Annotated in this window: 23 protein-coding genes and 1 riboswitch; of the genes, 13 read left to right on the top strand and 10 right to left on the bottom strand. The window is 56.9% G+C overall.

Features of this window, described 5'->3' with window-relative positions; all coding sequences use genetic code 11:
• Positions 1 to 31: 31 nt before the first annotated feature.
• Positions 32 to 1288: an oxalate/formate MFS antiporter gene (oxlT, locus tag ACOI7Z_RS04070; RefSeq protein WP_023289740.1), complete on the bottom strand. Its 1257-nt coding sequence runs from the start codon at positions 1286 to 1288 to the stop codon at positions 32 to 34.
• Between the two features lie 612 nt (positions 1289 to 1900).
• A riboswitch (guanidine-I (ykkC/yxkD leader) is annotated at positions 1901 to 1999 on the top strand.
• A gap of 56 nt (positions 2000 to 2055) precedes the next feature.
• Between oxlT and ACOI7Z_RS04065 the strand changes: the two genes are divergently transcribed.
• From ACOI7Z_RS04065 to ACOI7Z_RS04030, 8 genes are all read left to right on the top strand, one after another.
• Positions 2056 to 3114 carry a putative urea ABC transporter substrate-binding protein gene (locus ACOI7Z_RS04065; RefSeq protein ID WP_087848820.1) on the top strand — a complete coding sequence of 353 codons (1059 nt, stop codon included), beginning with the start codon at positions 2056 to 2058 and terminating at the stop codon, positions 3112 to 3114.
• Positions 3115 to 3138: 24 nt separating this feature from the next.
• Entirely contained in the window at positions 3139 to 3954 is an 816-nt protein-coding gene (locus ACOI7Z_RS04060; RefSeq protein WP_023289736.1) for an ABC transporter permease, read from the top strand.
• Positions 3951 to 4727, top strand: a complete 777-nt coding sequence (locus ACOI7Z_RS04055) for an ABC transporter ATP-binding protein (RefSeq protein WP_044523302.1) — start codon at positions 3951 to 3953, stop codon at positions 4725 to 4727. The genes ACOI7Z_RS04060 and ACOI7Z_RS04055 overlap by 4 nt, the downstream gene beginning before the upstream one ends.
• Positions 4728 to 4731: 4 nt before the next feature.
• Positions 4732 to 5460, top strand: a complete 729-nt coding sequence (locus ACOI7Z_RS04050; RefSeq protein WP_087848821.1) for an urea amidolyase associated protein UAAP1 — start codon at positions 4732 to 4734, stop codon at positions 5458 to 5460.
• A 10-nt stretch (positions 5461 to 5470) separates the two neighbouring features.
• Positions 5471 to 6106, top strand: a complete 636-nt coding sequence (locus tag ACOI7Z_RS04045; RefSeq protein WP_023289733.1) for an urea amidolyase associated protein UAAP2 — start codon at positions 5471 to 5473, stop codon at positions 6104 to 6106.
• A gap of 166 nt (positions 6107 to 6272) precedes the next feature.
• A complete protein-coding gene (uca, locus tag ACOI7Z_RS04040) occupies positions 6273 to 9878 on the top strand; it encodes an urea carboxylase (protein WP_087848822.1) in 3606 nt (1201 codons plus the stop codon).
• Positions 9875 to 11671, top strand: coding sequence for an allophanate hydrolase (gene atzF / locus ACOI7Z_RS04035; protein ID WP_087848823.1), 1797 nt, complete (start codon positions 9875 to 9877; stop codon positions 11669 to 11671). The genes uca and atzF overlap by 4 nt, the downstream gene beginning before the upstream one ends.
• A 138-nt stretch (positions 11672 to 11809) precedes the next feature.
• On the top strand, positions 11810 to 12109 hold the full coding sequence (locus ACOI7Z_RS04030) for a LysR substrate-binding domain-containing protein (protein WP_240513435.1): 300 nt from the start codon (positions 11810 to 11812) through the stop codon (positions 12107 to 12109).
• A 35-nt stretch (positions 12110 to 12144) separates the two neighbouring features.
• Here the strand turns inward: ACOI7Z_RS04030 and ACOI7Z_RS04025 are convergent, their stop codons facing one another.
• Positions 12145 to 13197 carry a LacI family DNA-binding transcriptional regulator gene (locus ACOI7Z_RS04025; protein WP_087848829.1) on the bottom strand — a complete coding sequence of 351 codons (1053 nt, stop codon included), beginning with the start codon at positions 13195 to 13197 and terminating at the stop codon, positions 12145 to 12147.
• A gap of 217 nt (positions 13198 to 13414) precedes the next feature.
• Between ACOI7Z_RS04025 and ACOI7Z_RS04020 the strand changes: the two genes are divergently transcribed.
• From ACOI7Z_RS04020 to alsE, 4 genes are read left to right on the top strand one after another with little or no spacing between them, the layout of a single operon-like run.
• Entirely contained in the window at positions 13415 to 13852 is a 438-nt protein-coding gene (locus ACOI7Z_RS04020) for a PTS sugar transporter subunit IIA (RefSeq protein WP_087848824.1), read from the top strand.
• Positions 13853 to 13863: 11 nt separating this feature from the next.
• Positions 13864 to 14130 (top strand): PTS sugar transporter subunit IIB, encoded by a 267-nt coding sequence (locus tag ACOI7Z_RS04015; RefSeq protein ID WP_080901595.1) that lies wholly within the window; start codon positions 13864 to 13866, stop codon positions 14128 to 14130.
• Positions 14131 to 14160: 30 nt separating this feature from the next.
• Positions 14161 to 15423 (top strand): PTS ascorbate transporter subunit IIC, encoded by a 1263-nt coding sequence (locus ACOI7Z_RS04010; protein WP_044523287.1) that lies wholly within the window; start codon positions 14161 to 14163, stop codon positions 15421 to 15423.
• A 23-nt stretch (positions 15424 to 15446) separates the two neighbouring features.
• Entirely contained in the window at positions 15447 to 16127 is a 681-nt protein-coding gene (gene alsE, locus ACOI7Z_RS04005) for a D-allulose 6-phosphate 3-epimerase (protein ID WP_087848825.1), read from the top strand.
• A 1-nt stretch (position 16128) separates the two neighbouring features.
• On the opposite strand, the gene ACOI7Z_RS04000 is transcribed toward alsE, so the two are convergent.
• The 8 genes from ACOI7Z_RS04000 to ACOI7Z_RS03965 form a co-directional block, all read right to left on the bottom strand.
• Positions 16129 to 16431, bottom strand: a complete 303-nt coding sequence (locus ACOI7Z_RS04000; RefSeq protein ID WP_240513436.1) for a hypothetical protein — start codon at positions 16429 to 16431, stop codon at positions 16129 to 16131.
• Between the two features lie 34 nt (positions 16432 to 16465).
• On the bottom strand, positions 16466 to 18580 hold the full coding sequence (locus tag ACOI7Z_RS03995) for a fimbria/pilus outer membrane usher protein (RefSeq protein ID WP_240513437.1): 2115 nt from the start codon (positions 18578 to 18580) through the stop codon (positions 16466 to 16468).
• A gap of 96 nt (positions 18581 to 18676) precedes the next feature.
• Positions 18677 to 20215: an IS66-like element ISKpn24 family transposase gene (locus ACOI7Z_RS03990; protein ID WP_023290558.1), complete on the bottom strand. Its 1539-nt coding sequence runs from the start codon at positions 20213 to 20215 to the stop codon at positions 18677 to 18679.
• Between the two features lie 48 nt (positions 20216 to 20263).
• Positions 20264 to 20611, bottom strand: coding sequence for an IS66 family insertion sequence element accessory protein TnpB (tnpB, locus tag ACOI7Z_RS03985; RefSeq protein ID WP_000612626.1), 348 nt, complete (start codon positions 20609 to 20611; stop codon positions 20264 to 20266).
• Entirely contained in the window at positions 20608 to 21012 is a 405-nt protein-coding gene (tnpA, locus tag ACOI7Z_RS03980; protein WP_023290559.1) for an IS66-like element accessory protein TnpA, read from the bottom strand. Before tnpA ends, tnpB begins: the two co-directional genes overlap by 4 nt.
• A gap of 45 nt (positions 21013 to 21057) precedes the next feature.
• The gene (locus tag ACOI7Z_RS03975) at positions 21058 to 21462 is read right to left on the bottom strand and encodes a FimD/PapC N-terminal domain-containing protein (RefSeq protein WP_240513460.1); all 405 of its coding nucleotides are present in this window, start codon (positions 21460 to 21462) and stop codon (positions 21058 to 21060) included.
• A 28-nt stretch (positions 21463 to 21490) separates the two neighbouring features.
• Positions 21491 to 22168 (bottom strand): molecular chaperone, encoded by a 678-nt coding sequence (locus tag ACOI7Z_RS03970; RefSeq protein ID WP_049014138.1) that lies wholly within the window; start codon positions 22166 to 22168, stop codon positions 21491 to 21493.
• Between the two features lie 57 nt (positions 22169 to 22225).
• On the bottom strand, positions 22226 to 22756 hold the full coding sequence (locus ACOI7Z_RS03965; protein ID WP_023289719.1) for a fimbrial protein: 531 nt from the start codon (positions 22754 to 22756) through the stop codon (positions 22226 to 22228).
• Positions 22757 to 23194: 438 nt separating this feature from the next.
• Between ACOI7Z_RS03965 and ACOI7Z_RS03960 the strand changes: the two genes are divergently transcribed.
• Positions 23195 to 23854 carry a winged helix-turn-helix transcriptional regulator gene (locus ACOI7Z_RS03960; RefSeq protein ID WP_032452874.1) on the top strand — a complete coding sequence of 220 codons (660 nt, stop codon included), beginning with the start codon at positions 23195 to 23197 and terminating at the stop codon, positions 23852 to 23854.
• The last annotated feature ends 21 nt before the right edge of the window (positions 23855 to 23875 follow it).

Genomic DNA, 23875 nt, shown 5'->3' with positions numbered 1-23875 from the left:
GGCCTGGCCGTCACTTCTGCCAGGGTTGTCGTTAGCTATGCTGGCGGATAAAGCGCGCGCGCCACGGTTTTAGCACCCACAGCGCGAGGGCGGCGGTGACAAAATCCAGGCCAATGGCGCAGCTGAAAACCACATGCCAGCCGTGGGTGTACTGATAGAGCAACGCCGCCAGCGGGCCGCCGAAGATTGACCCGATGCCCTGAGAAATATACAGCCAGCCATAGTTGCTGGCGGCATGTTCGCTGCCGAAGGTATCGGTGAGCGTCGACGGGAAGAGGGAGAAGATTTCCCCCCAGCCAAAGAACACCACCCCGGAAAGCAGGACAAACAGCAGCGGATCTTCCCGGCACGCCAGCCAGAGCGTCATCGCCACCCCCTCCAGCGCAAAGGCGATAAACATGGTTTGCTCGCGGCCGAAGCGGTCGGAAATAAAACCAAACAGCGGCCGGGTTAAACCGTTGGTGAAGCGGTCTATCGTTAACGCCAGCGGCAGGGCCGCCATGCCAAACACCACCGCCTGGCTAATGCCGAAGTCCTCGGCGAACACCGCCATCTGCGAAGTGACCATCAGCCCGGAAGTCGACATCATCGCCATCATGGCAAACATCAGCCAGAACAGCGGTTGGCGCAGCATTTCCCGGGAGGTAAACGATCTGCTGCTCTGCGCCACCGTCTGGCTGACGGGCAAAGAGACAGCAGGCGGCGGCAGCTTCAGTCCCTGACTGGCGAGGAAGCCGACGAGCGCGAAGAGGACCCCGAAGGTCGTCATCGTGTGTTCAAGGCCGTTGGTGGTCAGCGACAGGGAGATGGGGAAGGTGGTTAGGATGGCCCCCATCCCGTAGCCCGCCGCCACCGCGCCGGCGGCGAACCCCCGCTGCCGCGGAAACCATTTGACCATCAGGCCGACAACGCCGATGTAGACGATCCCGGTTCCAAGGCCGCCCATGCAGCCATAAACCAGCCACAGCGTCGCCAGGCCATTTACCTGTGCGGAAAGCACCCAGCTCATTCCCGCCATCACCGTGCCGATAGCGATTAGCCGCCGTGGGCCAAATTTCTCCACTAACCGCCCCTGAAAGGGCGAAAAGAAGGTCTGGAGGATGATCAGCAGCGAGAAGGTGACCTGCAGCTCGGGCAGACCGACGCCCAGCTTTGCGGCCAGGGGTTTCGTCAGCAGCGTCCAGACATATTGCGGACTGGAGATGGCGGCCATACAGATCAGGCCCAGCACCAGCTGGCGCCATTTGCCATATTTCGGGGTAACCAACGGTTCGCTGAGTGTCGTCATGTTGTTCTCCGTTTTCAGTTAACAGGTTTCCGTGAAACGCATCCGCCCTGGAGGCTTCACGGAGAGAAGAAGGCGTTGGCGTCGCGACCGCAGGTGGCTATGGGTTGACGCCTCCTGGCCTGAGATCTTGTCAACATCGCTGTATACAACCGCAGAGCATTAAACGTGCCAGTTAAAATAGTGCTTTATATACAAACAGTTAACATGGAAGTGTGGGAGGGGATGAGATTCAGTATGGTGAACAGGCGGCACTGAGTCGGTGCAAATGGGTCATCGCTGTGCGCTTCACTTATTGACTGGCTCAAGGCCGATGACAGGGAAGAAGCGCCTGCGACATCCCCCATGTCGAAGCGGCGTAATGGCAAACATTTACCCCGCGCCATGATAATCAGCTACAGGATTCATCCCCCATGACCCGCGGCCGGTTGTTGGCCAGGACGCGGTGGGCTTTCCCTTTGCACCAAAGCCATGCAATGCCCCACTTTTACTCCCCATTTTTGGGAGGCGATGCGCCGGTTGGCGGTAAATCACTGAAAGTACTGCTGTCTGGCTCCTGGCATGGCCCTTGCAATACCATCAGCAGAAAGCAGCGCAACAGACAATTTAGATCACACAATAGCTGGCTAGGGTTCCGGTTCACCGCGGTGAACGTCTGGTCCGAGAGCTGGCGACCTCGGCGAGGTTACACGGCGGGATAAAAGCCCGGGAGACAGCAGCACCGTTGGGTGTCGCGCTGCTCCGTTTCTCGTGCTAACCAGAGGTCCACCATGAAAACATCGCCGCTCCTCCGCTCACTTGTCCTGACACTGACGCTATTGACCAGCGTCCCGTCCTTTGCCGCCGTCAAGAAAGAGTTCAACGTCTGCTGGACCATCTACGCCGGCTGGATGCCCTGGGGCGCCATCAGCAATGAAAAGATCATCGATAAATGGGCCAGCAAGTACGGCATCAAAATCAATATTGTTCAGCTCAACGATTACATCGAATCCATCAATCAGTACACCGCCGGGCAGTTTGACGGCTGCACGATGACGAATATGGACGCCCTGACCATTCCGGCGGCCGGCGGTGTCGACAGCACGGCGCTGATCACCGGCAGCTACTCCGATGGTAACGACGGGGTGGTTCTGAAAGGGGCGGATAAAAAGCTCAGCGACCTGAAAGGGATGTCGGTGTATCTCCCGGAGCTGTCGGTCTCCCACTATCTGCTGGTGCGCGGTCTGGAAAAAGCCGGGCTGCAGGAAAAAGACGTCAAGGTGGTGAATACCTCCGATGCCGATATCGTCTCAGCCTTCGGCACCAGCGGCGTGCGGGCGGCGGTGGCCTGGAATCCACAGCTGTCGGTTATCAAAAAGACCCCGCAAACCAGCGAAGTGTTTAGCTCCTCGCAGGTGCCAGGCGAGCTTATCGACATGATGGTGGTCAATACCCAGACCCTGAAAGATAACCCGGCGCTGGGCAAAGCGCTGACCGGCGCGTGGTTTGAAATGATGGCCAAAATGAAGGCCGGCGATACCCAGGCGCTGAGCGCTATGGCCGCCGACTCCGGTACCGATCTCGCCGGCTACCAGGCGCAGCTCAAAACCACTCATCTTTTCTGGACGCCTGCCGACACCCTGGCGTTTATCGCCTCGCCGGATCTGGCGAAAACCATGCAGCGTGTGGCGCAGTTCTCCTTCGATAAAGGTCTGCTGGGCGAGGGGGCGCAGAGCGCGGACTTTATCGGCATGACTTTCCCGGGCAATGTCACGCTCGGCGATGCCGCCAACCGCAAACTGCGCTTTGACGACAGCTACCTGAAGCTGGCCGCCGCGGGCCAGCTGTAATGATTGCCGCCGGGAGACCACGCCATGCGCCACATTAACCGATATCCCCAAAAGGGGATGCGCTTGACGCTGATGCTGCTGCCGTTTGTGCTGCTGATCGCCGCCTGGTTTATGGGATCGGCGGTGCGGCTGGAAGCCAATCCGCAGGACAAGTTGCTGCCAGGCCTGTCGCAGATGGCGGCGGCCATTGACCGGATGGCGTTCACCCCGGACAAACGCAGCGGCGAGTATCTGCTGTGGGCCGACACGCTGATCAGCCTGAGCCGTCTGCTGACGGGCCTGGCCGTCTCGTCGCTGATCGGCCTCGGCATCGGTATCGCCGCCGGCGTCTTCCCGATGTACCGCGCGGCGCTGTCGCCGCTGATGACGGTGGTGTCAATGATCCCGCCGCTGGCGATCCTGCCGGTGCTGTTTATCGTCTTTGGCCTGGATGAGCTGTCGAAAGTGATGCTGATCGTCATCGGCATTACGCCGATGCTGGCGCGCGACCTGGAGCAGCGGGCGCGGGAGATCCCGGCGGAGCTGTTTATAAAGGCGCAGACCCTGGGGGCTAATAGCTGGACGGTGGTGCTGCGGGTGGTGCTTCCTCAGCTGCTGTCGCGGCTGATCGCTTCTCTGCGCCTGCTGCTGGGCTCGGCATGGCTGTTCCTGATCTCCGCCGAGGCCATCTCCGCCACCGCCGGGCTGGGGTATCGCATCTTCCTGGTGCGGCGCTATATGGCGATGGATGTGATTATTCCGTATGTCATCTGGATCACGCTGCTGGCATGGCTGATGGATCTGGCGCTGCGTCAGCTGCACAAAGCCTGTTTCCCGTGGGCGGAAGGAGGCCGGGGATGAGTTTTATCGACATCAAAAACATCTGGCAGGAGTACGGCGACCACGTGGTGCTGGAGCGCATTAATCTGCAGGTGAAAGAGGGCGAGTTTTGCTCAATGGTCGGCGCGTCCGGCTGCGGTAAATCGACCTTTCTGCGTCTGCTGCTCGGTCAGGAGCAACCGACCCGCGGCGCCATCCTGCTCGACGGCCAGCCGCTGGCGGCGGAGCCGGACCGCAGTCGCGGCGTGGTTTTCCAGCGCTATTCGGTGTTTCCGCATCTCAACGTGCTGGATAACGTCGCCATCGGCCTGGAGCTGCCGGCGTCCCCGCTGCTGGGGCGCCTGTTTGGCGGCAGAAAGCGCGAGGCCCGGCAACAGGCCCAGCGAATGCTGGAGAAAGTGGGCCTGGGACACGCCCTGGATAAATACCCGGCGCAGCTCTCGGGTGGGATGCAGCAGCGGCTGGCCATTGCCCAGGCGTTCGTGATGCAGCCGCGGGTGCTGCTGCTGGACGAGCCCTTCGGCGCGCTGGATCCCGGCATTCGCAAGGATATGCATGCGCTGCTGCTCCAGCTGTGGAGCGAAACGCGCATGACGGTGTTTATGGTCACCCACGACCTGGCCGAAGGCTTCAACCTGGGCACGAGGCTGCTGGTGTTCGACAAAGTGCGCATCGACCCGCAGGCGCCCAACGCCTGGGGAGCGCGTATTACCTACGACATCCCGCTCAATGAAGCGCGGATGGCGCAACTGGCCGCCGGTAGCGACACCAACGTTTACGCATTAAGGAGATAAATTGATGACTGAACTGTTTCAATCCACCCCCAGCCTGCGCGAAGAGCGGCTTCCCGGCGGGGCGCACACCTCGCTGATTTTGCGCAAAGGGCAGATCCTGCGCCTGACCGATCTCGACGGCGGGGCAAACGTCAGCATGATGATGCTCAATCCTCATGAGAAAAGTGAGCGGCTCAACCTGCCGGATACCCTCAAAGGACAGCATACCGCGCGCCTGACCGCCGGGCACTGTTTCTACTCCGATATGGGCCGGGTGCTGGCCGGGATCGTCGCCGACAGCTGCGGCTGGCACGATCCGTTCGGCGGGGTCCTCAACGCCGGGGAGACGCACGACAAATATGGCGCCGGACGCTATCAGGAATTACGCAATGGCTTCTACCGCAACGGCGTCGATAACCTGCTGGTGGAGATGGGGAAATGGGATCTCGGTCTGGAAGATCTGCTGATGGTAGTCAACTTCTTCAGCAAAGTGACCGTCGATGACGAGGGGCGCTTTCACTTTGTCTCCGGCAACAGCCGCGCCGGGGACTATGTGGAACTGTATGCCCCGATGGACGTCCTGCTGGTCCTCACCGCGCTACCGCATCCTCAGGATCCGGCCACAGAGTATGCCCCCCGTCCGGTACAGCTGAGCTGGTATCAGGCCGACGATGAAGACGCGGCCACTCAGGCGCTCCTGACCCGCGATGAGAACCTGCGCGCGTTCCGCAATACCCAACTTTTTGCCCTGTAAGGAGGCGTTTATGACCCTTATCACCAGTCACCGACGTCCGGAAGAGGCCGTCTATCGCCATGTGATCCCCGCCGGGGAGCCGTGGCTGTTCGAGGTTAAACAAGGGCAAACCCTGCGTCTGCTCGATCTCGAAGGCAACCAGGCGATTGATACCCTGTTTTACAACGCCGACAACCCGCGCGAGCGCTACGATGCGCAGCGCACGCTGCGCCGCCAGGGTAACGCCTACCTCACCGCCGGCAGCGTGCTCTATTCCAACCTTGGCCGTCCGCTGATGACCATCGTGGCCGATACCTGCGGGCGGCACGATACCCTCGGCGGCGCCTGCGCCCAGGAGAGCAACACCGTCCGCTACGCCCTCGACAAGCGCTACATGCACAGCTGCCGGGATAATTTCCTCTGCGCCTGTCTGCATGATGGTCGTCTGCATAAGCGCGATATCGGCGCCAACATTAACTTCTTTATGAACGTGCCGGTGACGCCGGAGGGCGGTCTGACCTTTGCGGATGGCATCTCGGCGGCGGGAAAATACGTGGAACTGCGCGCGGAGTGTAACGCCATGGTGTTGATCTCCAACTGCCCGCAGCTCAACAATCCCTGCAATGGCTGGAACCCGACCCCCGCCGAGGTGCTGGTATGGAACTGACCCGCTGGCAGCGCTGGCGTTTGCTGGCCTTTCGGCTGTTCGCCGTTCGCGCCGACCGCCTGAACCACACGCCGACGCGCCACCTTTAAGCGCCGGCTCTCCCGGGGACGACCTCAGGGGAAGACGAATTGTTGCGGGACGACCCGCTTCGCTGTGAGTTCCGCTTATGTTTGATACCTTACTGATTGCCAACCGCGGGGCGATTGCCTGCCGCATTCTGCGCACCCTGCGCGCCATGCAGGTGAAGGGCGTCGCCGTTTACGCCGAAGCCGACCTGAGCAGTCTGCACGTCCGCGAAGCGGATGAGGCGCTGAGCCTTGGCGAGGGGCCGGCAGCGCAAACCTATTTAGTCGTAGAGAAGATCATTGCCGCCGCGCGGCAGAGCGGCGCCCGCGCCATCCACCCCGGCTACGGCTTTCTGTCGGAAAACGCCGCCTTCGCCGAGGCCTGTGAGGCGGCGGGACTGGCGTTTGTTGGCCCGACCCCGCAACAGCTGCGAACCTTCGGCCTGAAGCATACCGCCCGCGCGCTGGCCAAAGCGGAGGGCGTTCCGCTGCTGGAAGGCAGCGACCTGCTGGCCGACAGCGAAGAAGCCTGCCGGGCGGCAGAGGCGGTGGGCTACCCGGTGATGCTCAAGAGCACGGCGGGCGGCGGGGGGATTGGCATGCGCGTCTGCCGCGACGCCCGCGAACTGAGCGAGGCGTTTGCCACGGTGCAGCGGCTGGGGCAAAACAACTTCAGCGACGCCGGGGTGTTTCTCGAAAAATATATCGAACGCGCCCGCCATCTCGAGGTGCAGATCTTCGGCGACGGGAAGGGGGCGGTTATCGCCCTCGGCGTGCGCGACTGCTCGCTGCAGCGGCGTAACCAGAAAGTGATTGAAGAGACGCCGGCGCCAAATCTGCCGGACGGGATGGCGCAGGCGCTGTGTAGCGCGGCCATTGCCCTCGGGAAAGCGGTGAACTACCGCAGCGCCGGGACGGTGGAGTTTGTCTACGACAGCGCGGCGCAGCGCTTCTATTTCCTGGAGGTCAATACCCGGCTGCAGGTGGAGCACGGCGTCACGGAGCAGGTGTGGGGCGTGGACCTGGTGCGCTGGATGATCGCCCTGGCGGCAGGGGATTTACCGCCGCTGAGCGAGCTGTCCGCCGGGCTACAGCCCCGGGGGCATGCCATTCAGGCACGAATTTACGCCGAAGATCCTGGCCGCCAGTTTCAGCCTTCGCCCGGACTGTTAACCGACGTCTGGTTTCCGCCGGCGGACGGCGCTACCCTGCGCATCGACCGCTGGGTCGAGGCCGGCTGTGAAGTGCCGCCGTTTTTTGACCCGCTGCTGGCGAAAGCTATCGTCTGGCGCCCCAGCCGCGATGAGGCGATCGACGGCCTGGCGCAGGCCCTGGCGGAGACCCGCCTGTACGGCGTCGAAACCAACCGCCAGTACCTGCAGCAGATCCTTGGCTTTGCGCCGTTCACCGCCGGGAAACCCTGGACCCGCTGTCTGGAGCAACTGCGCTACCGGGCCGATACCGTGGAGGTACTCAGCGCCGGCACCCAGACCAGCGTCCAGGACTACCCGGGACGTCTGGGGTACTGGGCGGTGGGCGTACCGCCCTCAGGCCCGATGGATGACCGGGCGCTGCGCCTGGGCAATCGTCTGCTGGGCAATGCCGAGGGCGACGCCGCGCTGGAGATCACCCTTAGCGGACCCACGCTGAAATTTAACACCGCGGTGCAGGCGGTGGTCTGCGGCGCGCCGCTGCCCGTAACGCTCGACGGCATCGACCAGGAGATGGACGGCGTCTTCTCTGTTCCGGCGGGGGCGACCCTCAGGCTGGGGGCGATAAGCGGGCCAGGCGTCAGAAGCTATCTCTGCCTGCGCGGCGGCATTCAGGTGCCGGACTACCTGGGCAGTAAAAGCACCTTTACCCTCGGTCAGTTTGGCGGCCACGGCGGACGGGCGCTGCGCGCCGGCGACGTGCTGCATCTTGCGCCTCCGGCTGAGACCATAGAAGGCGCGGCGCTTCCCGCAGGGTTGCGCCCTGAGCTTGCGGAAGTGCGAACGCTGCGGGTGATTTATGGCCCCCACGGCGCGCCGGAGTTCTTTGCCCCGGCGTATATGGCGACCTTTTTTGCCACCGACTGGGAAGTACATTTTAATTCCAGCCGCACCGGCGTGCGCCTGATCGGGCCCAAGCCGGTCTGGGCCCGCGACAGCGGCGGCGAAGCCGGGCTCCATCCGTCGAATATTCACGACAACCCCTACGCGGTGGGGGCGGTGGATTTTACCGGCGATATGCCGGTGATCCTCGGGCCGGACGGCCCAAGCCTCGGGGGCTTCGTCTGCCCGGTCACGGTGATCGAAGCCGATCTCTGGCAGCTGGGCCAGCTTAAGGCGGGGGATAAGGTGCGCTTTGTGGCGATTGACGTCCCCACCGCCCGGCGGCTGGCGGCAGGCCGTCGCGCAGAGCTGGCGACCCTGCAGGCGCAGGACGTTGCCTGGCAGCCTGTGCCGCTCACCTCGCCGGTGGTGATGACCTGCGGCGACGCTGACAAACGCCTGGTGGCGCGCCTCTCCGGCGATACCCACCTGCTGCTGGAGGCCGGTGAGGCGGAGCTGGATCTGGTGCTGCGCTTTCGCATCCATGCCCTGATGCAGGCCCTTGAGGGGCAATCCCGGGACGGGATCATCGATATCACGCCGGGGATCCGCTCTCTGCAGCTCCATTTCCAGCCGGAAACGCTGGCGCTGGATACGCTGCTGGCATGGGTCCGCGGGGAGTGGGCCACGGTCTGCATGAGCGACGATCTGCAGGTTCCAACACGGGTGGTGCATCTCCCGCTCTCCTGGGACGATCCAGCCTGCCGCAAGGCGATCGACAAATATATGACCACCGTCCGCCCGGACGCCCCCTGGTGCCCAAGCAACCTCGAGTTTATTCGCCGGATAAACGATCTCCCGGATGAGCAGGCGGTGTGGCAAACAGTGTTTGACGCCAGCTATCTGGTGATGGGGCTCGGCGATGTCTATCTCGGCGCGCCGGTGGCCACGCCCCTTGATCCGCGCCATCGGCTGGTCACCACCAAATACAACCCGGCGCGAACCTGGACGGCGGAAAACTCGGTGGGCATCGGCGGAGCGTATCTGTGCGTTTACGGCATGGAAGGTCCGGGCGGCTATCAGTTTGTCGGCCGCACCCTGCAGATGTGGAATCGCTATCACGAGGTGGCCGATTTTGCCGGCAAGCCCTGGCTGCTGCGCTTTTTCGACCAGCTGCGTTTCTATCCGGTCTCGGCGGAAGAACTGCCGGCTATTCGCCGCGATTTCCCGCTCGGACGCTACCCGCTGCGCATCGAGCACAGCACGCTGCGGCTGGCGGAGTACCAGCAGTTTCTCTCTCGCGAGGCGCAGAGCATTAGCGCATTTCGCGATCATCAGCAGCGGGCGTTTAACGACGAGCGCGAGCGCTGGATCGCCAGCGGCCAGGCCCATTTCGACAGCCAGGAGAGCGCGACAGAAGAGGCGGGCGATGCGCCGCTGCAGCCGGGGGAGCAGGGGGTGGAAAGCCCGGTATCCGGTAATCTGTGGCAGGTACAGACCGCGGCCGGCAGCCAGGTACGCGCCGGCGATGTGCTGGTGGTGCTTGAGTCGATGAAAATGGAGATCCCGCTGCTGGCGCCGTGCGATGGCAGGGTTCAGCAGGTCAATGTGCAGCCAGGCAGCGCGGTGCGTGCCGGGCAGCGGGTGGCAGTGATTATTGAGGAGAAGGCATGATGCAGCAGACGTTTGATTTACGCCTGGCGACTCTGGCGACGAACTATCGTAACGGCCACACCACCCCGCGCGCGCTGCTGGCGGGGATCCGCCAGCGGGCGCAAGCGCTGGAGCCCGAGTTTAATCTGTTTATCCATCTCCTGAGCGAAGCGGAGCAGGCGCCGTTTCTGGCGGCGCTGGAAGGCCATTCGCCAGACACGCTCCCGCTGTACGGGGTGCCGTTCGCCATCAAAGATAATATCGATCTCGCGGGGATAATCACCACTGCCGCCTGTCCGGCGTTTGCTTACCGGCCGACGCAAAGCGCGACCATTGTCGCACAGCTGATTGCCCTGGGGGCGGTGCCGGTGGGCAAAACCAATCTCGATCAGTTTGCCACCGGCCTGAACGGGACCCGTTCGCCGTATGGTCGCTGCCGCAACGCGTACCATCCCGCTTATCCCTCCGGCGGCTCCAGCGCCGGCTCGGCGCTGGCGGTAGCCCTGGGCGTCGCCAGCTTCGCGCTGGGGACCGACACCGCCGGCAGCGGTCGCGTCCCGGCCGGGCTGAATAACCTGGTGGGCCTGAAAGCGACGAAAGGGGTGATCTCCACCGCCGGGGTGGTACCGGCCTGCCGCACGCTGGACTGCGTGACCTTTTTCAGCGCCACCGCCGACGAGGCCAGCCAGCTGCTGGCGCTGGTTGCCCGGACCGATCCGCAGGATAGCTACAGCCGCCGCAATCCCCAGTGGAACAGTCGTCAGGCCTTCGGCAGGCCGTCCGCCGGGTTTCGCTTTGGCGTCCCGCGGGAGCTTAACTTCCTCGGCTGCCGCGCCAGCGAAGCGCTGTTCGCCCAGGCCGTGCAGCGGCTGACGGCGCTCGGCGGGGAAGCCGTGGCGATCGATTTTGCGCCTTTTCTCGCCGCCGCCCGCCTGCTGTATGACGGGCCGTGGGTCGCTGAACGCTATGCGGTGGCTGGCCCGTTGATTGAGCAGCAGCCGGACGCCGTGCTGCCGGTCATTCGCGACGTGCTGGCGAAAGCGCCTGCTATCGACGCGACGGCGACCTTTAAGGCGATGTATCAGCTGCAGGAGTATAAAGCGCAGTGCGATGCCATCCTCGAGACGCTGGACTGCGTGCTCACGCCAACCTTTCCGCGGCCGGTAACGCTGGACGAGCTGGCGGCGGAGCCCATCGCCCGCAACGCCGACCTGGGCTACTATACCAACTTTATGAACCTGCTGGACTATGCGGCGGTGAGCGTGCCGTGCGGGTTTATGCCCGACGGTCTGCCCTCCGGCGTCACGCTGTTCGGCCGGGCCTTTACCGATCAGTATTTGCTGAGCCTGGCCGACGCCTTCCAGCGCGCGGAGCGGCTGCCGCTGGCAGGCGGCGCGCGGCTGGAGAGCCCGCCGCCTGCGCACCCCGCGGGCCATGATCGGATGGCCCTGGCGGTATGCGGCGCCCACCTGACCGGCCAGCCGCTGAACGGCCAATTGCTGGCGCGGGGCGGCCGGCTGCTGCAGGCGACCCACAGCGCGCCGCGCTATCGGTTGTATGCCCTCCCGGATGGCAAGCGCCCGGCGATGGTGCGTGACGAGCCAGAGGGGGCCGCGATAGCGGTGGAAGTCTGGGCGATCCCCAGCGCTGAGGTGGGGTCGCTGCTGGCCGCCATCCCCGCGCCGCTGGGGCTGGGACAGATTGAGCTGGCGGACGGCCGCTGGGTGACAGGCTTTATCTGTGAAGCCGGTGGGCTGGGCGCGGCCACCGAGATCACCGCCTGGGGCGGCTGGCGTCAGTGGCTGGCCAGGTAAACGGAACACCCTCTGCAGTAGCGCCGCAGAGGGCACTTCTGCACCATCCGGCGATGCCTCCCGGACGCCGAGCGACGGCCGGGGAAGGTTACTGATGGAGGGGGGCGGGATAAAACGCTTCCGCTGTCCATTGCGCTGATGGCTGGCGGTATTGCTGCCAGAACAGTTCGGCAATCCACCAATATCAGTGAAGCGCTGCTGACGGCGGTCATTCGGGCAACCGGGATCGCACTGCTGCCGGGGTGGATGGTTAGCCAGGCGGTTCAGCGCGGGGAACTGGTCCGCGTGCTGCCCGACTGGCGTAGCGCGGCGAAGGTCAGCGTTTATGCCCTGATGCCGCCCGGCTCGCTGGTTCCCGCCAAGACCCGGGTATTTATCGACACGGTATGCCATCAACTGGCGTCATCCCCGCGGTGGCAGGACGAATTGAAGCGATAAGCAGGGGGGCCGCCAGATTAAGCCATGGATGGCGGTTATACCGCGGTACTGGCCCGGACTTTGAGTACTGACGGAATTTCTATGAACTTTTCACAAGGCTTATCGTTAAGCAGCTCGAGAAGCGCTTTTCCCGCCTTCACCCCAATGTCATGCCAGGGAAATTCAACGGTTGTCAGGGCAGGGGAACAGACTGTCGATAAAACCCCGCCGCCTAAACTCGCAATGGCTACGGTATTGGGCACTTTGATCCCGGCGCTGTGGCAGGCCATCATGCATCCGCACGCCATTTCATCCGAAGTGCAAATTAGCGCATCCAGATCGCCCCAGGTAATCATCATATCCTTGAAAATATTCACGCCTGTGGCGATGGTTGAAGGCAAATGAGTGGTCACCACCCGATGTGGCGAACGGTTCAGGGCCAACATCGCCGTATTCCAGCCACTCAGAAGCTGGCGAAACATCGTATTGTTGGCTGGGGTACACAACAACGCGATGTTTTTTAATGAGGCATCCGCGAGGTGGGTTACGATCTGTTTCACTGCCTTACCGTAATCCACGCCGATGCACATGCCAACAGGCTGGGTATTTAACGCGCCAATCTCCAGGATAGGCACATCAACATTGGCCAGCAGCTGGGTGCAGCTCTCAATGGTGTCGATATTGAACTGAATAATCGCTGCCGGGTTATAGGCGAGCATTTTTTCAAACGTTCTTTGTTCGTTTTGACCGTCATGACCAGATTCCATAAACATCATGGTATAGCCGCGTTCAGTCAGGATTTTTTGTAATGCCTCCGACACCGGCAAAAAACCTGGCGAAGAGAAGGTGGGGACGACGGCCAAAATGAGATCGGAATGGACTGACGCCAGATTACGCGCCTGGAGATTGGGGACATAGCCGAGTTGACTGACTGCCGCATCAATACGATCGCGAAGGTCAGGGTTGACTTTTTCAGGCATTCTCAGCGCACGGGAGACGGTCATGGCGCTCACGCCGACAAACTCAGCCACTTCGGTCAGGGTTATCTTCCCAGTTCCCTTACGACGTTTTTCTTTCGGGCTATTGTCTGCGTCTAGACTCTTCACCAGGATCACCAACCGTTTGAAAAATAATAAGTAACAAAAGTAAATCGTTGATACGCATTATAACTTACCACAGCGAAGGGGAAAGCACATTATAACAAATGTTAGCGGTAACTCGATTTTTAACATTTTTGCTTGTTAGCGCTAACTTTGAGAGATGTATCACAGTTGCATTTTATTTAGCTGTTTATAGTTCAGCACATGGAATCCCTCGGGAGTGCATATGATTAGAGACTGGTTAACCCCGGATAAAATTAATGTCATTAACGCAATAGATAACTGGAAAAATGCCGTTCGACTCTCAGCAGAACCTTTGCTGGCGCAGGGGTATATGGCAGAGCACTATATTGAGGCGATTTTTAAAAGCCATGAAGGATTTGGGCCTTATTATCTATTAGCCCCAGGATTAGCGATGCCTCATGCCCGCCCCGAGCAAGGTGCATTGAGGAATGGATTATCACTCCTTCATATTAAAGAGGGCATATCATTTGGCTCGACTGAGAACGACCCGGTATACGTGGTTATTATGCTATGCGCTTGTTCCGGGAATGAACATATCACGATGATCGGTGAACTGGCAGAACTCTTTAGCGATCGGCAAAAGCTAGAACGATTGTTAAAAGCCGATGATATTAAGGCAATTCAGGCCGTTATTGACTGAAGGAAAAGAGAATGAAAAAAGTACTCATCGTCTGTGGCAATGGTTTAGGCAGCAGCTTTATCGTTGAAATGAATGTCAAAAAAATCCTTGCTGAAATGAATAAAGAGGTTGAAGTCGCACATACCGACCTGACGTCAGCGAAAAGCGAAACTGCGGACCTTATTCTGAGCGCCAACGATATTGCCGAACATTTAACTGGTCATTCCGCGAAGGTTGTTGGATTAAGTAATTTACTCGATAACAATAAAATCAAAGAGATTTTAGCAGAACACATTTAAGCAACGGCTTTCTGAACCGTGGAGTTTAATATGCTTCATTTCCTTATTTACGATGTGTTAGGGACACCGGCGATTCTGGTTGGATTGTTTTCTCTAATCGGTCTGCTGTTGCAAAAAAAAGGAATTTCAGACGTTATCTCAGGCACCCTGAAAACCATCATGGGTTTTGTTATTTTAACGGCTGGCGCCGGTATCATTGCCTATACATTAACCATTTTTAGCCAACTATTTGAACATTCATTTCATATTCAGGGGGTGGTGCCTAACACCGACGCGATGGCCGCGCTGGCGCAGAAGAATTATGGCACGGAAACCGCCACGATCATGGTGCTGGGCATGTTGATCAATATCGCCCTGGCGCGTTTGACGCCATTAAAGTACATCTTTTTAACGGGCCACCATACGCTCTATATGGCCGCGATGCTGGCGGTGATCTTGTCAGTAGGTGGCTTGTCGGGTGGTTGGGTGGTGGCCATCGGGGCGGTGATTCTCGGCGCGATGATGGTGATCTCTCCGGCGATCTTGCAGCCGTTTACCCGAAAAATTACCAATACCGACGATCTGGCTCTCGGCCATTTTGGCTCTATTGGTTATCTGCTCTCCGCGCTGGTGGGAAAAGTCGTAGGGAAAGGTAGCCCCTCGATTGAAGAAATTAAAGTGCCTAAGTCACTCAATTTCCTTCGTGACTCGTCGGTGGCCATCTCTCTCACCATGATGATTCTGTTCCTGGTGCTGGTGGTCGTCGCAGGCAAAACCTTTGTCGAGGAGACCCTGAGTGCCGGTCAGAATTTTATTATCTTCGCCATTATTCAGTCCCTCACTTTTGCTGCGGGGGTTTATATCATCCTCGCCGGTGTGCGGATGGTGATTGCCGAGATTGTGCCAGCGTTTAAAGGTATTGCAGACAAACTAGTGAAAGATGCGAAACCGGCGCTGGACTGCCCGACGGTGTTTCCCTTTGCTCCCAATGCCGTTATCGTCGGGTTTCTCGCAAGCTTTGTTGCAGGCCTGCTCAGCATGTTCCTCTGCCCGCTGTTCGGTTTGAGCGTCATCGTACCAGGACTAGTGCCTCATTTCTTTTGCGGGGCAACGGCTGGCGTTTACGGCAACATCACCGGCGGACGTCGTGGGGCAGTGGTGGGGGCATTTGCCCATGGCCTGCTCATTTCGTTCCTGCCGGCAATCCTTTTGCCAATGATGGGAGATATGGGCCTCGGTTCTACAACCTTTGGCGATGCAGACTTTGGCGTTGTCGGCATCGTTTTAGGTCATATCATCGCAATGTTTAACTAACTATTTATTATCGGAGCTGGTTTATGGGCGCTAAATTTTCACCCTCACTGATGTGTATGGATTTGACACAGTTCAAAGAACAGATCACAGCAATGAATAACAAAGCGGATTTTTATCACGTCGATATAATGGATGGCAATTACGTCCGCAATATCACTCTGTCTCCCTTTTTTATTGAGAATCTGAAAAAAATCACTACCGTTCCCATCGATGTCCATCTGATGGTGAACCACCCGGAAGATATTATCCCAATGTGTCTCGCCGCAGGAGCCGATATCATTAGCTTCCATCCCGAGACTGCGAATAACAAAATTTTCCGCCTGCTGAATCAGATCAAGGATGCGGGAAAAAAATGCGGGGTGGTGCTGAACCCGGCGACGCCGGCTGAAAGCATTGCTGAATATGCGCACCTGCTGGATAAAGTGACGGTCATGTCAGTTGACCCTGGCTATGCCGGGCAAAAATTTATACCTGAGTCGCTGAACAAAATAAGAAAGCTCATCAGTATGCGCAAAAATAATGGCTATCATTATCTGACGGAAATTGATGGTTCTTGCAATGAAAAAACCTTTGGTTTGATTGCTGAATCTGGGGTGGATGTATTTATCGTTGGTACATCTGGTCTGTTTTCTCTTCATGAAGATGTCAGCCTGGCATGGGACAGAATGATCGATATTTTCCAGCGTGAAACCGTCGCTGCCTGATTCATTTTTTGCGTATTTTGGTTTGATAAACGCGCCGCGCGCCGTACGTCGCGACATAGGGTAAAATAGCGCTTTTCATTCCTGAGCTAGACCCTTCATTGCCGGTTGTGACGCAGGTATAAGCATGTGCTAAAGAGCCATATATCTCATTGCTTATCGCCTGGCCAACGGGAACATCGCGCTGAACGATAATATTGCCATAATCCACGGTATAGGGAGAGCCGATGTAAGTATAATCACAACAGAAGCCACTCAATGGAAACAACACAGCCAGCATTAATAATGCAGATCGGAAAAGTCGCATACCTATGCACCTGATATAAAAATCCATTTCAACGTTATCGGCAAACAGCATTATCGATAATCACATCGTTATTCAGCTTCGTCATGTTTATCGAGTAATGAACCCTGCAGGTGTTTGCGGATTGATTTCCCCATTTCACGGTCAGGTTTACCTCGGGATCGAGACCCGTCAAATAGACCTGTCCGCTATCACCCACGATAAAACTGTTATGATCTGTTCCTTCAACGCTGGCCATTGCGCCAAACGGCACTAACTGGCCGTTTCGCAGGCTCAAGGTCATCAGCATGCGAACGCCTACGCTTGCCCGATAATTCGCCCTGACAATCGCGCCACGCGTAGGAACCACGGTTTTGACCGTTTGTTCTAACTCAACGTTAGCCGGTAATGTTTCAGTGATTAATGACACATCATTTTTGCGATAAGGCATTAAGTTAGAGGCAACCGTATATCCGCGATAATCGGTTGTCGCTCCGGTCATATTCTGGATGCCTACGCCGGCAGCCCCGGGGGCGGCAATCAGCACGTTGGTTTCACCCAGGGGCTGAGAAAACGTCACGCCATTGGCATGCGCAACCACACCTCCCTGAATCCCATAATTCAGACGATCGGTATTTTTGTCATAGCTGTACCCGGCTGTGATTTCGCCATAGGTGCCGCGATAATCACCATTCATATTGCCGGTGTAGGCCACGTCGTGAGTGCCGAAACCCTGTTGAATATTCCAGTTGAGCGCATTATTCGGCAAAGCAACGCCATTTAACCCAGCGCTGTGTGTCGTACCGTTATTCTTGCTGGTATTCATGCCATAGTTTGCCCATGTCTGCGGCAACAGTTTTTCCAGGGGAATGCTGATATTCAGCGCCAGCATCTGGTTTTTATCGTCGCTCTGGGGTGAGCTGTACGATCCCGCGCTCCCATTCTTACTCAGCGTCCAGGTCAGGCCATAACTGATACTGTGCCAGTAGTTGTTATACCCAACGCTCCATGATTCCATCGCCTTACCCGAATTCCAGTAATCTTCACGCGCGGCGTTCAGCATCAACGATCCCAGATGGTCTCCCAACCCCTGGCTCAACGTCAGCTCAGCACGGTTGCGGCGTCGGTCCTGAAGCGCCTGACTGTCACCGTAAGAATCCAGGACCTCTTGCATGCCATAGTAGCCGCTTGTCGAATAGCGGTAGCCGGCAATCGCGAAGTTGGTGCCCGTTGCGGCAAAATTTTTACTGTATCGAGCCCGCCATGATTGCCCCCTGGATTTCGGCATATTTTGCGGCGTGGACCAGCCCTGGGTGATATCGCTGGAGATTGCGCCAAAGTTACCCATGTTTTTACCGACGCCCGCGGCGAGGGACTGGTACTTACTCGACTCCTGTAATCCGCCGTAAAACGTAAAGCCATAGGGCAAGCCGAGAATAACGCTCATCTGAGCAAAGGGCGTTTTGTCCACGCTGCCGTTGTAAGAACGATATTGGCCGCCCGTTAACGCATATTTTATTCGGCCTTCACGCTGTAATACGGGAAGGGAGGCAAATGGCACGCTAAAGTGCTGCTCACTGCCATCAGCCTCTTTAATAGTGACATCAAGATCGCCGGCGCCGCCGGTAGGATACATATCCGTGATTTCAAAAGCCCCCGGCGCCACAAAGCTCTGGTATATCTGATAGCCATTCTGGCGAATTATCACCTGGGCATTGGTCCGGGCGATACCACGCACCACTGGGGCATAGCCCTTGAGGGAGTCGGGCAGCATGTCATCATCGGAGGCAAGTTGTCCTCCCCGAAAAGGCATGCTGTCGAAGACATCTGCCGGGGCAGAGCTATCACCCAGCGTGAGCTGCGACTGTAACGGGATTATCGTACGCTGAGCATAGGTATAAACCGTCTTCCAGGCATCGTGACCCTGTGAATCGCGCGACCAGGTGGTGTAATTTCTTAACCGCCAGGGGCCAATATTCACGCCAGGACGCAGGTTGGCATACTGATTATCGCTGGTGCTGCTGTTGCTATTTTTTGCCCAGTTATTGGCCCCACTCAGACTGTAGTTGAGCAGGGCGGCGTTAATCCCTTGATCCCAGCGATCCGGCGACACCGCTCCGCGCGCATGCGCTGATAGTGCCGCTTGCGGAATGCTCAATACCAGACGCTGCATGGCAAACTGGAAATCCGTACTGGCCTGAGGGATCGCGGACAGGTTCGCACAGGATGTTTGTAAGCGTGCAGCGAGAACCGTATTGACGGGGATGTGTTATTCAGTTGGCAGTGCTACGCGCCAGGGGAGTAGCTCGCTGACCCGGTTTATCGGCCAGTCAGCAATGACGTCAAGGACATAACGGAGGTAGCTTTCTGGCTCCACTCCGTTCAGTTTGCATGTCCCGATCAGGCTGTACAGCAGCGCTCCCCGCTCTCCTCCATGATCCGAACCGAAGAACAGGTAGTTTTTGCGGCCCAGGCTGACCATCCGTAGCGCATTCTCAGCTATGTTGTTATCTGCCTCGGCCCAGCCGTCGTCAGTATAGTAAGCCAGCGCCGGCCACTGGTTCAGTACGTACGTGAACGCTTTCGCCAGTTCTGAGTGTCGCGACAGCGTTTTCACCTTTTCACGCAGCCAGCTTTCCAGGGATTTCAGCCGCGGTTTAGCTTTTTGCTGACGTTCTGCAAGGCGTCGCTTCGCCGGCATCCCCCTTATTTCCGCCTCGATGGCATATAACTCACCGATCCGTTTCAGGGCTTCCTCCGTCAGCGCTGACGGGGTGCGAACGTGCACATCGTGGATCTTGCGGCGGGCATGAGCCCAGCAGGCAGCTTCCGTTATCTGTCCATTGCGGTACAGTTCGTTGAACCCGGCGTACGCATCCGCCTGCAGAACACCGCTGAAGCCAGCGAGATGGCTCTGCGGGTGGATACCTTTTCTGTCCGGGCTGTAAGCGAACCACACTGCCGGCGCCAGCTCTGACCCGGCGTTACGGTCGTCACGAACGTAGGTCCATAACCGCCCGGTCTTCGTTTTCTTATTACCTGGCAACAGCACCGGGACAGGCGTGTCATCAGCATGGAGCTTACCGTCAGTCAGCACATAGTCCTGAAGCGCCCCTTCCAGCGGTGACAGTAGCCGGCAACACGCATCCATCCAGCCCGACAGCAGTGAGCGGCTCAGCTCCACACCCTGGCGGCCGTATATTTCAGACTGGCGGTACAGCGGGGTGTGCTCTGCATACTTTGAACTCAGCACGCGGGCCAGCAGCCCCGGTCCTGCGATACCCCGCTCGATGGGCCGTGAAGGCGCGGGGGCCTGCACGATGGCATCGCACTGAGTACAGGCATGCTTTTCACGTACTGTCCGGATAACCCGGAAGGCGCTGCGCATCAGCTCCAGCTGTTCGGCGGCATCTTCACCCAGGTAACTCAGCGTACCACCACATTCCGGGCAGCATGACGCTGCCGGCAGCAGCCGTTTTTCGTCACGGGGAAGTGATTCAGGGAACGGTTTGCGGGTACGGGTCTGCCGCAGCGGGCGCTGCACGGCCGGGTCATCCACCCGGCCGGTAAGGGTATCGCTTTCTTTCTGCAACTGCTTAAGGTCGGCTTCCATCTGCGCGATACGGCGGGAGACTTTTTCGGAGCGGCTGCCGAAGTTCATCCGGCGCAGCTTATCCAGTTGCGCCTGCAGGTGATCTATTTCGCGTTCACGCTCGTTCAGCTTTTCCAGAAGGGCACGGTTCAGCGCCTCCTGTTCGGCAAGGAGACGTTTCAGTTCATCGATATTGTCAGGAAGTAAGCTGTTCATACCGGGTATATTACCTGGCTCATTCAGCGTCGACCAGGATAAAGAGGCCTACAACATAGTCAGTGACGTAAGCAGTCTTTTAGGCTGCCGCCAGTCGATACCTTCAAGGAGCATCGCCAGCTGTGCCGGTGTGAGGAACACTTTGCCATCCCGGGCTGACGGCCAGGCGAAGCGGCCGCGCTCCAGCCGTTTGGTCAGCAGACACAGTCCATCGCCGGTAGACCAGAGGAGCTTTACCTGACTGCCATTACGCCCACGGAAGATAAAAACGTGACCTGACATCGGATCGTCTTTCAGCGTCGTCTGCACCTTTGCCGCCAGGCCGTTGAAGCCGTTTCTCATATCGGTGATGCCAGCGACCAGCCAGATCTTTGTCCCTGATGGTAATGGGATCAACGTTTGAGCTCCCGTATCAGCAGGTTCAGGATATTTTCGCTGATGGCACCATTCAGACGGAGTGATCCGTGCCGGAACGTCACTTCACAGCTGATATTGAGTGATTCAGGTGCCGCAGCAGCTACAGGTTGTGACCGGGGGGAGGTTGCAGGGACAACATCTTCGGCATCAAGTGTTATCGGGAGCAGCTCAGGCACGTTGTTTTCTATTGTTGAAGGAGGACGTAGTTTTCCTTCGCGCCAGTACTGGCGCCACTTGAACAGCAAATTATCGTTGATCCCATGCTCACGAGCGAGTTGCGCTACGGAGATCTCTGGTCGATGCGAGAGTTCAACCATTTTGATTTTGAACTCAACGGGATAATTAGGGCTTTTTTTACGCACTGCGGTTAATGATTTCATGGATAGCGTCCACCATATTTGGTGTCCACTATCCTCTCAGGAATATCAGGATCTGCCAGACGGTGCTGAGACGACGCTTACGGATGTTTCGCCTTTTAACGCGGAAAAAAGCCCAGTCTTTACTCCCCAGCTTTCTAATTGCTCAATGGATAAACAGGGGACTAATTTGTCATCACCGCCAGGCTCTTTCAGCAACACAAACCTGATATCGCGGGTATCAACTAACCGATCGTCCAGGACGATATCAACATGATAATCCCCGGGAGCTTGCGCGCCCGATTCAAAACCAGAAAGATCGACTTTTTCTGTCCCCGGATTATCCAGTTCAACCAGTTCTGGATTAAAAAAATCGCGACTATAGCTATTTTGCGTATTACCGAAGAGCGCGATGGTTATCAATAATGCCAACCGTGGAGAACGTGCTTTTATATAATCCATTGCCATCATCATAAATCCCACTCAGTGTCTTTTCGCCGGTCTACAGACTGGCTTTGTGTTCTGCCCCGGGACTGCCATAATCATTGATAATTTTGAATGTCACTGGCCCGCCCGTTACGCCGGAGGGTAAATCAAACGTCGCTGTGCTACCGGGTAATACATAACTGACATCGGGTAATTTTTTACCTGATAGTGAAATTTCGTTAAAATTCATGACATGCCGAGTCGGATTGTTTACCTGTATCTTATTACCGACGCGTTGCCAGCGTAATTTATCGACCTGCTCTTCAGGGGATGCGCCTTTCATCGCCGCCGGACGGTAGATGAGCTTGATTCTGGTTTTAATGGCAATTTGCAACGTATTGTCAACTTTAGCTGCAGAGGGTATGGCTTTTATATTAAGCCAAAATAAGCTCTCTTTATCCTGAGGTAATGCTCCGGTGGCAACAATGCGCTCGACGTTTTGTTGGCCATTATTCAGTCGATATAACGGCGGCGTAATGATGAAAGGCGCCTTTTCGGCACCGCCACCTGGCGTTTCGATCCAGGACTGGATCAGGTAAGGGGTTTTATCAGGATTATTTATGCCAATTGAGGCTTCTTTTTTATTACCATCAAAAATGACCCGCGTACCACCAATAACGACACCGGCCTGAGCAGCGGATAAGCCAATACTCAATATCGTGGTGGTAAGCAAGATACTGCGAAGAACATTCATTTTAGACCTCTGAAACATGGGGCCGTATCGACCCCATCAGCTTTTCTGGACAGAAAATCAGTTATATACAATGGAGAAGTTAGCAACAGAGTTGGCCGTACCCGGCGTTACTGATGCCGTGGTGGAGATATATTGCGCGTAGAATTTCAGCGTATTGTCCTGGGTGCTGCTAAGGGTGTAGTTATAGCTGTTCTCACCGTGTAAAGGCAGGTCGACTTTATCGGCGGTCATCAGGTTAATCGCCACCCCTGACGCCGCACTGGAGGTTGAGGTATCAATAGCCAGCAGGTTAGGGTTGGTCAGATCGGGGGTGCCATCAAAGCGTACTTTTGTCGAAGTCACTGTGGTTGGGCAGTTTTTAAGTACGATATTAAAATCCTTTGCAGCCGCTTTTGCGCCACTGTTCGGAAATTCAGTTTTATAAAAGTTACCGAGATTGACCTGCTGGTTTTGCGATGCCACATCGACTTCACAGGCAGTATCAAGAATATTGCCGACGAAATTCACGGTGCCAGCGGCAGCAAAAGCGTGAGACATAGACAGCGCTGCAGTTGCGGTCAAGGCAACTAAAACAAGACTTTTTTTCATTACGTTGTTTCCTTATTAACTTGGTTTGCCACTTATATTCAGGCAATAGGGTGCCGATGAGCGTTACACTCTTTTTGTACCAGCGCCTTATTTATTACTGTGCAGCATGGCAGCCATAATTAATTACGGTAAGATCATGAACTGTTCTGCTGGCTGGCTAAAATTTATCTAATCACTTTCTTAAACTCAAATGATTTGTGGGTCTATAAGTAGACTCTCACTTAACGAATAAGTAACATTCCTTTTTTATTGTGTTTATTAAGGTCCGGTCTATTTTTAGACTCAAAGGTCATGAGGCACAAAATCAATTACTTAGAGTACATCTTTAGCACGGTCTACTTTTGGACCCTAAACCAATATTTCGCGGTTTCTTCATTTTTAAGATAATTCGTCGGGTCGATCAATAAAGCGATCACCGTAGAGGAATTGAGGCAGCATATGAACACGCGCTTAACCACCCCGGAAAACCAGGACAAATCAATTGCCCTGGAATTAAAACCATTTCGGCACATCGAGACTCTGATAAATCATGTGTTGCCAGCGGCAGAAAGAGTAGTGATCGGCAGAGGTGAGGTCGTGCATTATTATAAAGATGATATCCGGCAATGTTTTTTACTATTGCAAGGTAGCGTCGCGCTGCACCGTCGCGGCGATGGCATTGTTTTAAATTCTGAATCATCACCCTTTATTCTGGGCGTCAGTAGTCAGTTTTCCTCAGAGCATCTCTATGTGAGAGCGCTGGAGACGTCAGAGATCGCCCGGGTGTCACTGGATTGTTTTAATCACATCGTGGCGCAACTGGATCTATGGGAGCATTTTTCGAAACTCCTGATTTATACGGCCTCCCGGGTGTATGAGCATTGCGCACAAATCTCGCAGATGTCGGCTTATGACATCATCCGCTTTCAGCTTGTTGAACTGATGCAAGAGCCGGATGCGATACGGCAACAAATTACGGCTGCAGCCTATATTAAGAGCCGAACCTATCTTTCACGGAGCGGGATTATGCGAATTCTGGCAGAGCTGCGAACCGGGAACTACATCACCATGGAACGGGGTATACTTCTTGATATCAACCATTTGCCTCGAAAATACTGACGATGAGGATACCCGCAACAG

Source organism: Klebsiella sp. C283, assembly GCF_048822555.1.
Lineage (GTDB): Bacteria > Pseudomonadota > Gammaproteobacteria > Enterobacterales > Enterobacteriaceae > Klebsiella > Klebsiella quasipneumoniae.
This window is presented reverse-complemented; position numbering and strand designations above follow the sequence as displayed.